The 12500-nt window shown below is 39.2% G+C and carries 10 protein-coding genes (2 of these 10 cut by a window edge); 7 read left to right on the top strand and 3 right to left on the bottom strand.

The annotated features are described in order from the left end of the window. A protein-coding gene (locus tag FHG67_RS00495) for a hypothetical protein (protein ID WP_036075128.1) crosses the window boundary here: on the bottom strand, positions 1 to 1030 show its 5' portion. It extends 131 nt beyond the left edge of the window; the window shows 1030 of its 1161 coding nt (coding positions 1-1030); the start codon lies at positions 1028 to 1030; the stop codon falls past the left edge of the window. Between the two features lie 170 nt (positions 1031 to 1200). Continuing rightward, entirely contained in the window at positions 1201 to 1806 is a 606-nt protein-coding gene (locus tag FHG67_RS00490; RefSeq protein ID WP_004501268.1) for a hypothetical protein, read from the bottom strand. 40 nt (positions 1807 to 1846) lie between these two features. Here FHG67_RS00490 and prfA point away from each other — a divergent pair, with 40 nt between their 5' ends. After that, entirely contained in the window at positions 1847 to 2911 is a 1065-nt protein-coding gene (prfA, locus tag FHG67_RS00485; protein WP_004495061.1) for a peptide chain release factor 1, read from the top strand. A gap of 64 nt (positions 2912 to 2975) precedes the next feature. Continuing rightward, positions 2976 to 4469, top strand: a complete 1494-nt coding sequence (locus tag FHG67_RS00480; protein WP_004495099.1) for an aminotransferase class I/II-fold pyridoxal phosphate-dependent enzyme — start codon at positions 2976 to 2978, stop codon at positions 4467 to 4469. 350 nt (positions 4470 to 4819) lie between these two features. Here FHG67_RS00480 and FHG67_RS00475 read toward each other — a convergent pair whose 3' ends face one another. Then, positions 4820 to 6994 (bottom strand): MASE1 domain-containing protein, encoded by a 2175-nt coding sequence (locus tag FHG67_RS00475; RefSeq protein WP_002630841.1) that lies wholly within the window; start codon positions 6992 to 6994, stop codon positions 4820 to 4822. Positions 6995 to 7025: 31 nt separating this feature from the next. Between FHG67_RS00475 and pabB the strand changes: the two genes are divergently transcribed. The 5 genes from pabB to FHG67_RS00450 all read left to right on the top strand — a co-directional run. After that, positions 7026 to 8801, top strand: a complete 1776-nt coding sequence (gene pabB, locus FHG67_RS00470; RefSeq protein WP_036075067.1) for an aminodeoxychorismate synthase component I — start codon at positions 7026 to 7028, stop codon at positions 8799 to 8801. Between the two features lie 48 nt (positions 8802 to 8849). Continuing rightward, a complete protein-coding gene (gene thpR, locus FHG67_RS00465) occupies positions 8850 to 9413 on the top strand; it encodes an RNA 2',3'-cyclic phosphodiesterase (protein WP_004499769.1) in 564 nt (187 codons plus the stop codon). A gap of 35 nt (positions 9414 to 9448) precedes the next feature. Then, positions 9449 to 10108, top strand: coding sequence for a leucyl/phenylalanyl-tRNA--protein transferase (aat, locus tag FHG67_RS00460; protein WP_004495150.1), 660 nt, complete (start codon positions 9449 to 9451; stop codon positions 10106 to 10108). A 74-nt stretch (positions 10109 to 10182) separates the two neighbouring features. Then, the gene (locus FHG67_RS00455; protein WP_004495129.1) at positions 10183 to 10467 is read left to right on the top strand and encodes a hypothetical protein; all 285 of its coding nucleotides are present in this window, start codon (positions 10183 to 10185) and stop codon (positions 10465 to 10467) included. A gap of 166 nt (positions 10468 to 10633) precedes the next feature. After that, positions 10634 to 12500, top strand: the 5' portion of a protein-coding gene (locus FHG67_RS00450; RefSeq protein WP_004495064.1) for an AMP-dependent synthetase/ligase. Its footprint extends 185 nt past the window's final position; only the first 1867 of its 2052 coding nucleotides appear in the window; the start codon lies at positions 10634 to 10636; its stop codon lies beyond the right edge, outside the window.

Here is a 12500-nt window from a genome sequence, read left to right as displayed (position 1 = left end):
GCTCACAAAGAATCGGAAGATTTTGACTTTTTTTTGCAGGCCCCCAGAGATGAACCTTTCCGGAATAACCGGATAGGAACTCGTTCTTTTTGGACAACTTCCAGGGATTGATTTCTTTTCGACTCACGGTAAAAAGTTTCGTAATAACCGGTTTACCTTTGGATGAAAAATTAATCCTCCTAAGATGCAATTTTCCAATTTCTCCGCCGATGTAGTAAGCGCTTTCTCCGTTACCGTAGTATAAAATCGGACTGAGGATATCTTTATCAATTTTCTCAACCGTTTTTTGAGAGGGATGAAACCAATACAAATTATACGCGCCCGCGTTTCCCGAAAAAATCAAAAAAGAACTCCCGGAAGAATACATGAGAAAGCGCGTTTTTAAATTAGGAAAAGGTGATATAATTTTTTCCTTGTTTAAAACCAAAACCGGCTTTCTAGGTTCCACGGTTTTTTCTTCATAAAGATTATCATCCACAAAGTAATAAATTTTTGAACCGTCTGGTAGGATCGATCCTCGGTTCTTGCAAGAAACCTGAGCGCCAGCTTCATAAGAAAGACTCGAATCCTTTAAAGAAATCGCAACATATCTGCAACCTCCAGAAGTCTGCATCGTGTATTCCACCAAAGCGTAATTTGCGTTTTGAGATAGAGAAAGGTTGGAAGGAATCTGATCCAAACTTCTGGAATTATTTTCCCCCGACGCAAGGTCTTGAAAAAAAATCTTCTGATCTTCGGTCCAAACAAGTTTTAGGCGATCATTGGAAAATTCTATAACTCGAGCCGAATCCGGAACTTCCTTTGAAAGAAATTCGTCCCTTTCTTTCGGAGATTGAAGCTTTTCCTTGAGCTTTTCGGAAGCTTTTTCATACTTTTCCTGTTCGACGAGATCCTGAATCTCTTCGACAAAAGTTTCGTGACTGCTTTTGCAGAAATTGAAAAAAGAGATCACAAACAAAATTAAAACCGCATTTTTTTTAGAAAAAAAGCCTAACGTAATTTTACTTTTTAGAATAAATTCAGATTTCATAATATAGACATAGCTCATCTCAAGTTCTTTGCTTGCGCCGAATACGTTAAACGGCATTATATCAGAACCCGTCCCAAAAGTAACCAATGCATCGCTAAGAATCGCTTCCGCAGGTTTTGGGACGCGCTGTAAGTAATTTTTGGGGTAGATTTTAAAAACTTCTTTCAAGCCTATTCTTCAAATCGATCCGTAAATTCCAATTCCTTTTGAAAAAACTCGGAAGCCTTTCTTCCGGTGGTTTTTGTATCCAAGAACGAAATTCCTCCGTTCAGAATCGCGCCGATATAAGGAAGCCAAGCATATTTCGAATGGGAATTTCCGTTCTTATTAAACAATCTCCATCCGAGATGAAATCCAATAGAACGAAAAATTTCCAACGAAGCCGGTCTAACAAGTACCCTACTGCCGACGTCTCTCACGATGGATCGAATCAAAGCGTGATTTTTATCCGGAAAAATGCAATAGCTCATGATTTCGGAAGATACGAGAGATTCCTTTCCGTAGAGCGCGGCTATATCTTTGACGAGATGGCCTTGGACTCTATAGAATAGAATCATTTCGGGCAAGAGGGTAAGATATCCGAAACTTCCCTTTGGAATCGAAAGCCCAAAACTGATCGCTCCGGTTCGGATCGAAGCCTTTTGAATACGTTCTTGAATCAAATCGGATGGATCGCCCACGGTTTTACCGAACGGACTCCGATAGTTTCGGAGATCAGTCAGCAAGGATAGGAATCGTTCAGAAAAAACTTCTGCGACGGAAATATGGTTTTCCATAGAGTGCGTTGATTTACAAAGGAAAGGTCGAGTTCATTCAATGATAGGCAGACTTGAAAAAATACAAGAAAAATACCTTCGAATCAGCGAAGAGTTAAATTTGGCCAAAGATCCTTCCTCACTTAAGAATCTTTACAAGGAAAGATCCAGACTAACCCCTCTTTATCTCAAAGTGGAGGAATATCTCAAAATCCACAAAGATAAAAAAGATGCGGAAGAATTGATTCCATCCGAAAAAGACGAAGAAATGCATTCTATGCTCAAAGAAGAAATTCGTCAAGCGAGTGAGAAACTGGAGGAATTGGAAAAAGAACTCGAAATTCTACTTTTACCTCCCGATCCGAATTCGGGAAAAAATATTCTCGTGGAAATCCGGGCCGGAACCGGCGGAGAAGAGGCCGGTTTATTTGTGGCGGATCTTTTTAGAATGTATTCTAAATTTGCGGATAAACAAAAAATCAAAAGCGAAATCATCGATTCCGCCCCCACAGGAATCGGCGGGTTGAAAGAAATTATTTTCGCATTGGAAGACGAACGGGCTTACGATCTTTTCAAATTCGAAGGCGGAACACATCGGGTTCAAAGAATTCCAAGCACCGAGTCCGGAGGAAGAATCCATACGAGCGCGGTGACCGTCGCGGTCCTCCCCGAAGCTGATGAAGAAGAAATCGAAATCAACGAAAACGATCTTCGAATTGATGTGTATCGTTCCTCCGGAGCAGGCGGTCAACACGTAAATACAACCGACTCCGCGGTTCGAATCACTCACATTCCGACCGGAGTCGTAGTCGCTTGTCAGGACGAAAAATCACAGCATAAAAACAAAGCCAAGGCTCTTCGGATTTTAAGCGCGAGAATCCTTGAAAAACAAGCCGAAGATAAAAAACAGGCTTCGGACGCGATTAAGAAACAAATGGTAGGAAGCGGAGATCGTTCCGAACGAGTAAGAACCTACAACTTTCCTCAAGGAAGATGCACCGACCACAGAATCGGATTCACAAGTCATAACCTTTCCGCGATCATGGAAGGGGATCTGGAAGAACTGATCGGAGCTTTAATCGAAGAAGACAGAGCCCGGAAAATTTCAGAAACGCAAACCCACTGAGGGTTTTTAGTCGAATTTACGAGTTGAAAAATCGACGATCGATCTCGGAGTAGAATCAATAGAGATGTTACAAGAAATCAACGAACCTCACCGAACACTTTGCGGGGAAAGAATTCCCTTTGAGAACATTCACGCAGTTTCCGTAAGCCTTCCCCAATTGTCCGATGTGATCGGTTACGAAGAAAAAAGAACGGAAACCCTTTCTAGATTGAAATCGGGTTATCCCAGGTTTGTGGCACATTCCTATATCGCGAGAATTTTAGACTACAATCGAGAAACAAGAAAAATCGACACTCCTCAGTTCATCGTATCTTCCCGAAAAGCGGCAAATACAATCGTGCAAAAATTTTCCATTCAAAAACACGAAATTGTCGAAGATGAAGGAATCGTAACCTTAGTTATTCCGAACTTGAAAGATTTAGAAAAAGAAATTCTTTCTTTTATTCAACATACCGGATGTCTTGCGTCTTCCAGAATGGCGGAGGATTTCCTTTTAAAGAAAGGAATCCTACAGGAAATTTTCAAAGAGAAAGTCGAAAAAGAAAACCCGGTTCAAAAAATCCTATCCACGCTATCTTCTTTCTACGGAGATTCAAATCCTGAAATTCTTCTTTCCGTTTCGGGTATGAACGGAGTTTATTCCGCTTTCGAATCCTTAGATCGTATCCAAAGAAACAAAGGAAAAACTGTCTGGATCAGATTGGGTTGGCTTTATGTGGATAACATTAGAATTTTAGAAAAATATACGAAAGACTCTTACGTGATCCATGACGCAACGGATCTGGAAAATCTAGAACAATTCCTAAAACAAAGCTCGAAGCAGGTCGCGGGAATCATCACCGAATGTCCCACAAATCCCCTCCTTTTAGTTCCCGACTATGAAAAACTAAAATCCATCCTAGATCAATATCAGATTCCATTGATTGTGGATATTTCTGTCGCAGGTTCGGCGGTGATCAACGTTCTTCCTTACGCGGACGTTGCTGTGGAAAGTTTAACCAAGTTCGCCTGTGGAAACGGAGATCTTATGATGGGATCCGTCATTTTAAACAAAGGCTCACATTGGTTTTCCGAAATTTTACCTATATGCAAAGAATTAATCGAAGCACCATATCTCAGAGATTGCGAAAGGCTCGCTTACGAAATCCAAGGATACGAGGAAAGGGTTCTCAGGATCAGTGCAAACGTTAAAAGGCTCGCGGAATATTTTTCACAACAACCGGGTATTAGAAACGTATTCTGGACGGGATCTTCCGAAAACTTCGAAAAGATCGCGAGGCTTCCGGACATACAGGCAGGAGTTCTATCGATTGAACTTTCGATTCCATTAGAAAAGTTTTATGATCGACTCGCTCTATTGAAAGGACCGAGTTTCGGAACCGAGTTTACTCTCAATATGTTATATGTTTATCTGGCTCATTACGAATTAGTAATTCAGGAAGAAGGAAGAAAATTCCTAAAGGAAAACGGACTGGACCCAAATTTGATTCGAATTTCTGTTGGCATCGAAAACCCGGATCTTCTGATTCAAGAATATAAAAAAGCCCTCGAAACTTAAATTTTTACTCGGAGCAAATTTCGAACCAACGCTAAAAGACAGCATACGAAGTTTATAAAGCGAGTTATAAATTTAAGAATACTCATTCAATCGAATCACTTAAGTTAAAATATTGCATAGTCCGATGGTTATTTTTGGATTAAGAATTCTGTTTCAAAACCAAAAGCAAACGACCAAAAATCATTCAGTAATCCGTAATAAAAGCGCGGGAGTTCCCACAAATTACGTTCCCTTTTACGATGTGCTTTCAAACAGTTTTTTCGTTATTACAATTCCCGTGAGAGTTCCCACATCCTAAAGTTTTAGGATAAATTCCGTAAAAAAGTTTCTTTTGCAAACCGGAAAATTTTTCAAATTAAATTGACCGAAAGAGGAATGTGAATTTTAAACTGCGTTCCCCTTTTAGAATCGGATGAAAAATCGATTTTACCGCCCAGTTGTCTTACGAGTATATTCACAAGTTTTAATCCGAGAGAATTGGAATCCTCCAAATCGAAACCGAAAGGCATACCGATTCCGTTGTCCTCAATCTGCATTTCCAAATTTTCATCCAATTTGGAAAGTGAAATCCTCAGCTCTGGTTTTCTTGTAATCGATTCTCCTTCCGGAAAAGCATATTTTAGAGAATTTGAAACTAATTCGTTAATAATCAATCCGATCGGAATCGCACGATTGATAGTGATATCCAAAGATTCCAATACGGTTACCAACGCAACGGAATCGGATTTTCCATAAACTTGGAAAAGTTGGCTTAAAAGTTTTTCTATATAAACGGAATATTGAATTTTCCCCAAATTCTCCGATTGATAGAGTTCCTCGTGAATCATAGACATTGTTCTGAGTCGATTTTGGCTTTCTATAAAAACGGAAAGGCTTTGTTTATCCTGAACGTAATCGGATTGCATGGATAGTAATGAGGAAATTACTTGAAGATTATTTTTTACTCTGTGATGAATTTCTTTTAACATAACCTCCTTTTCATCCAGAGAAAGCTGTAATTTTCTTTCCGCGGACTTGATCTCCGTAAAATCAAGAAGAGTTACGATCACGCTTGAAAGGGAAGATTCAAATCCCGGCGGAACGGACCAACGAATTTTGATGTTCAACCTCGTATTGTCGTAAACTCTAAAATCGACTTCGACTTCGTAAAAATAAGATTTTTCACGAATCTTTCTTAAAACTCTTCTAAAAACCTTGAAGTTATCCTGACTGAAAAAAAGTTTCCAATTTTTGTAAACCGCATCCGCGGATTCGACCCTTAATAAGTTTACCGTTTCTTGATTGACTCCGACCACTTGAATAGAATCAAAACAAAGCCGAACGAAATCAGGATGAGTTTCTGCGTAATCCGAAAAAGCGTCTCCTTGAATATCGAAAGGAAGGCTATCTAAAATTTGTTTGAGTTTGGAATAATCCGCCTCGATTATCGCAACGGGAAGGTGTTCGAACAACCCCATGTATCGAATCTGACTTTTTTCAAGAGCCGCTCTTGCTTCATTTTTCTCTTGAATTTCTTCCCGAAGAATTTCGTTGGAACGAAGAAGCTCGTGAGTTCTTTTTTCAACCTTTTCTTCCAAACTTTGATGCGAAATTCTAAGCTGATTTTCCGCCTCCTTTCTTTCGTTCACCATACTCGCAATGAGCAAACTCGTGATCGACAATACTGCAACAAAGAATTGAAGGAGAATATTAGACGCATTCACGGATTCTCCGTAGAACTGCGGAGATTCCAAAACCATTCCCAAAATCGCAATGACGGAAGAAAGAACGACAGCCAGACTACTGGCCCTTTCTCCCAATCGAAATGCGGACCACAGAATCAATGGAACTAAAACATAACCTAACGGATAACCGAAGGAAGAAATCGGCGTAATAAAACCAAAAGAAGCAAGAGAAAAGAATACGATTAAAAGAAAGAACACCGTAGATTCTAAAAATTCTTTCCATTGAGGCATCTTATAATAACCTTGAAACCAGAAAAGAATAAACGGAGTTCCGACATAAACTCCGAGTGCGTCTCTAATCCACCAAGCCAACCAGTTTTGACGAATTGAGGAAAATTCGATCTTTCCTAAAAAATACATAGAAGTCACGGAACTCATTGAACTGATCATACATACAATCGCTTCGAGAAAAATAAAAAGAAATACGAACTGAGTGCGATCTGAAATTCTGTATTTGGGAATTCTACTGGAAAGAACGACCTTTCCCATATAACTTTGAAGCGCGGAAAAAAGACCGATCAAAAAACTAAGATATAAGTTTTTTCCAATGTCGATCCATACTCCCGATAATAAATCCATTCCTGAATTGGAAAGGAAAGAAGCTAAAAAAATCCCGAAGATCGCGCAATTTCCCAAAAGCAAAGTAAGGCCAAGTGCAACTCCCGAAGCAAGCCAAATCGGAGAAGTATAAGCCGGGTAAATCGAGTCGTCTCTTCCGATTTGTGCGAAAAAGTAATAGATAGATCCGGAAACGAAAATGATTCCCGAGATCCCGATTATTTCTTTGAAACGAAGAGACAAAATGATTAATCCAAATTAAATTTGTTTTAAAATGATAATCGAAGAACTCATATTCTCTGACCAGCCCTTTATGATTTTCGACGAAGGATTTCATCCTTTCGGAAAAATTATCTTCCGCAATCCCGTTAAAACGATCGAGGCGTATTGTTTCGATACATTGTCAACTTCTTTGAACGAAATAAACGATTATTTAAAACAAGGGTATTATGTAGCAGGTTTTATTTCTTATGAAGTGGGTTATTTTTTTTTCAATATGAATTGGGAAAAAACCGAAACGGGTTTACCGATTCTATATTTTGCGGTTTTCCAAAACCCTGAAAAGCTTCCGGAAATTCAAACAGGACTTTCACAAAATTACGGCTTTTACATTTCTTCGATGCCGAACCATGAAAATTATGTTCAAAGTTTGAATACCATCCGAACTAAACTTTATCAAGGGGAAATTTATCAGATCAACTACACGGACAAAATTTCTTTCGATTTCGAAGGCGATATATTAGAATTTTATAAAATACTATCCCAAAGACAACCAGTTGCTTACGGTTCCTGGATTCGATTCCGCGATATAGATATACTTTCCTTTTCACCGGAGCTTTTCTTTGAAAAAAAAGGGACAACTCTCGTTACCAAACCGATGAAAGGAACGTATCGAAGAGGTAGATCCGAAAAAGAAGATGAAAAAAACGCCCGAACTCTTCTGAATTCCGAAAAGGAGAAAGCGGAAAATCTGATGATCACGGATTTGATGCGAAACGATCTCGGAAAGATCAGCAAAAAAGGAAGCGTTCAAGTTCCAGCCTTGTTTTCTATAGAAAAGTATAAAACAATTTTTCAAATGACGAGTACGATTCGATCCGAACTTTCAGACCGGGTCGAATGGAAAGACATTTTCAGAGAGCTTTTTCCGGGTGGATCCATTACCGGCGCTCCGAAATTTAGAGCGATGCAATTGATCCAACAATTGGAAAAATCAAGGGGAATTTATACAGGCGCCATCGGAGTCATTCGGCCCGATCAAAACGCGGTTTTTTCGATCGGAATCCGAACCTTGGAATTAAAAAAAGGAAAGGGAAATATCGGAATCGGTTCCGGAATCACGTGGGATTCCGATCCCGAAAAAGAATGGCTTGAAATTCTAGAAAAGGCAAAATTTTTCACAGAAGCACCGCAAGGATTTTCCCTTTTCGAAACCATACTTTACAAAAACGGAATATTCTACTTTCTAAAAGAACATCTGGAAAGGATTAAAAAATCCGCTAAGATTTTTCAATTCCCCTTCTCAAAAAAAGAATGGGACGCTTCTTTGAAACAAGTTGCCTCGATCTCTCCCGGTCCGAACTCATACCGAATCAAAATCAGCTTAAATTCCCTTGGAAAATTTCATTTCGAATCGCACAAACTCTCGAAATTTCAAAAGGAAGGTATCTTGCAAATCAGCGGAATTGAAATCGATTCTTCCTCGGAATTTAGAAAGCACAAAACAAATTTGAGAGAAATATACGATCAAGAAGGAAAATGTTCCAGAGACTCGGGTTATATCGACGTTTTATACTTAAACGAAAAAAAGGAAATCGCCGAAGGAAGTATCGGTAATATATTCGTAAAAATCGGAGATTCGTACTTTACTCCTCCGATTTCTTCAGGGGTCCTTCCCGGCATTTTTCGAAATCGTCTTTTAAAACGAAACGGGTTTTACGAGAAAACTCTCTCTTTGGACGACTTACAGCGATCAAACTCAATATTTCTATGCAACTCTCTCCGAGGAATCTTGAGAGTGAAAGAAGTTCGCAATTCTAAAAAAGAATAACGTGGAAATCTAGTTGCGAAAATCGAAAAGAGCCCTAAACTTTCAAACATGAGAACTTTTCTTGGAATCTCAATTCCGGAAGAAGTGAAAGAACAACTAACGTCAATTTGTTACGGCCTTCCCGACGTAAGATGGGTTTTAAAAGAAAATTTTCATATTACCTTAGTTTTCTTAGGCGAACAATCCAACGAACAGGTAGACATTTTATCCGAATTTTGTTCACAGATTTCCTTTCCGGAATTTGATTTAAATCTAAAATCCGTAGGAACCTTTGAAAGAAAATCCCCTTCGATTCTTTTTACAACTCTTAATTTTTCCCCAGAACTTTTACAATTTCAAAAAACCTTAGATTCCGGCGCTCGCAGACTCGGTCTATCTCCGGATCGACAAGAATATCGTCCTCATCTTACGATCGGTCGTTTTAAAAATTCGAACAAAACAAGAATACTAGAGTATTTGGAAGAATTTGCCGATTTTGCCTCCTCGAATTTTAGAGTTTCTGAATTTCATATCTATTCATCCAAAACTTTTTCAGACGGACCGGTATATTCCATTGAAGAATCTTTTTCACTTTTACCGTCTTACAAAAATAATAAGAGGCCCGAATCGTAAAACACGAAAAGTTGTAAAATGATAGGGAATAAAGCTTGAAAGATTTTTCTGATTTTTTTCGAAACCCTCATATTTGGGATCGTGAAATTGTCGCAGTGGGTGGCGATCTTTCTCCCGAGCGACTTTTATACGCCTATAAAAATGGAATTTTTCCTTGGTCGGATCAGCCGATTCTTTGGTATTGTTTGGACCCGAGAGGAATTTTCGATCTCAATAAGCTTCACATTTCAAAACGATTGAAAAGAAAAATCAATCAAAAACATTATACGATCACTTTCAACCGAGCTTTCGAACAAGTTATGCGCTGTTGTGCGTACCGCCCCGGTGAAGAAACCTGGATCACGGATCTTTTTATCAAAAGTTACACCGAATTTCACAAACTAGGTTATGCTCATTCCCTAGAAGTTTGGGATGAAAACGGAAATTTGGGAGGTGGGGTTTATGGAGTTGCAATTGGAAATTTTTTTGCAGGCGAGTCTATGTTTTCTTTCATTTCAGATTTTGGTAAAATCGGACTTTTTCATTTATTCGAAGCTCTAAAAAAAGATCAATTCACACTGTTTGATACCCAACAGCTAAACATTGTTACCCTATGTCTAGGGGCTTATCAAATTCCCAAAAAAGAATATCTTAGACGTTTGGAATCCGCCGTTGCTTCCGGTAAAAAATGGAATCCTCTACGCGCTGTTTTCTAAAAAACGTATTTACATTTTTACTAAGGGTGTTGGACTTCTCCAATCAATCATTCTATTCAATAGGAAATTTACCAATGACCCTTTTTAAGAAAATTCTTGTACAACTTTTGATCGCCGCGATGGCTTTAACCGGATTCTCAGGACTTATCGCAGAAGAACCTACTACAGAGACTCCGAGTGAGCAAACTGAAAGTCAAAAAGAAACTAAGTCCGAAAAAAAAGGAAAGAAATCTAAGAAACACAAAAAGGCTAAAAAAGCCAGAAAATCAAAAAAGTCTAAAAAAGAAAAAGCAGAAAGTAAAAAAGAAGAAGCGGCACCTACTTCCGAATCTTCCGCACCTGCTGGTGAAGAGCAATAATTCTTTCTCCGTCTATCTTTTCAAAGATAGACGGATTTTTCTTTTTGCACCGCACCCTTCGAACCCTTTCTAAAATTTGATTGACTCTCTCAATTTTCCCCATAGCTTAATCCAGCCTTTTAATTGGAAATCATTCCGGTAAAAACTCACGAAAGAGGAATTGAAAATGTATAAAAATCTCGCGGATATGTTCATACAATCCACCGAGCAATATGGAGATCGGCCTGTATTTTGGAGCAAAGGAGAAGATAAGGAATTCTATCCTACTTCTTATAAACAGCTATATGACATAGGAATCGCACTTGCCGAAGCCCTCATCCAAATGGGATTGAAAGCTAGGGAACACGTCGGTGTATTGGCAGATAACAGACTTGAATGGATGATCACGGATTATGCCGTCCAATTTTGCGGTGCGGCTAACGTTCCTAGAGGAGTTGACGTTACCGAATCCGAGTTAGAATACATCCTCCAGCACTCAGAGGCAAAAATCGTTTTTATCGAAAACGATAAGATGTTTGAAAAGTACAACAAGGTTAAATCAAAACTTCCTAAAGTGGAAACGATAGTCATCATGGACAAGGCCGCCACCGCAAAAGGAAAAAACATTCATAAAATCTACGATTTGGTCGAGGAAGGAAAAGCGCTCAGAGCTAAAGGAAGCAGGAAAGCGGAAAAAAGAATCGAAGACATCAAACCAGAGGATCTTTTTACCCTCATTTATACTTCCGGAACCACGGGAATGCCGAAAGGCGTTATGCTTATGCATTCCAACATGGTGCATCAAATGGTTCACGTGGTGCCAATGCTTCTGACGGATATCAAAACTACGGACAGCATGCTTTCTATATTACCGATTTGGCATATATTCGAAAGAGTAAACGAATACGGGGCCATTTCAAGAGGTATTCAAACGTATTATACGAAAGTGTCCGATCTCAAAAACGATCTGACGAAAGCAAAACCTTCTTTTATGGGTTCCGCACCCCGCGTTTGGGAAAACGTTTATACCAACATCTATAATAAAGTAAATGATCCGAAACAAACCCCTCCACTTAGGAAATTTCTGTTTAAACTCGCCTACTTTTTTTCGAAACATTACAACGCTTCCAGAAGATTTTTGAGCGGATTGGAAGTGGATTATGAGAATAGAAATATCTTAAAGTCCATTGCAATTGGAACTAAATCTCTAATTGTTCTTTTGCTAACGGGACCCTTTACGTTAAGCGCTATGACCGTTCTCGCCTATTTAGCTCTTCCCACTTACGGAGTTCATCTTCCAAGTTGGTTTTTCCTTATGATTGCCGGTTTGGGATTGATCTTCAACGCAAAGACTTTGGACGCGGTTGTTCTTTCTAAAATCCGCGCCGCAACCGGTGGAAGATTGAAAGGATCGTTATCCGGCGGTGGAGCGTTACAATCGCACGTGGATAACTTCTTCAATGATATCGGAATGCTCGTTTTGGAAGGATACGGAATGACCGAAACAAGTCCCGTAATTTCAGTAAGGCCTTTTGCGAAACCGATCATCGGTTCCGTGGGTTTTTTAGTTCCTAAGTCCGAACTAATGATCAAAGATGAAAACGGCAATGTGTTAACACATATCAACGATAAGTTCGAAGTTCTCGCAGGTAAGTTAGGGCAAAAAGGAATCGTTTTTGTAAAAGGACCTCAAGTGATGAAAGGCTATTACAAAAATCCGGAAGTCACTAAAAAGACCATTGTGGACGGTTGGATGAACACCGGAGATATCGGATTCATCAACTTCAAAAAAACACTTACATTGACCGGAAGAGCCAAAGACACGGTAGTATTGTTAGGCGGAGAAAACGTCGAGCCGGTTCCGATCGAGAACAAAATGGACGAATCTCCTTTCATCAAACAATCTATGGTAATCGGCCAGGATAAAAAGGTTCTCGGAGCGATTATTGTTCCCGATATGGAACACTTAACTCTTTGGTGTAAAGAAAACGGAATTGATTCTTCCAAAATCGACGAGTTGATTAAAAATCCTAAGGTAATTGAATTCTACAAAA

This window comes from Leptospira weilii, assembly GCF_006874765.1.
Classification (GTDB): domain Bacteria; phylum Spirochaetota; class Leptospiria; order Leptospirales; family Leptospiraceae; genus Leptospira; species Leptospira weilii.
Note: the sequence above shows the minus strand (reverse complement) of the source record. Positions and strands in the feature narration are given on the sequence as shown.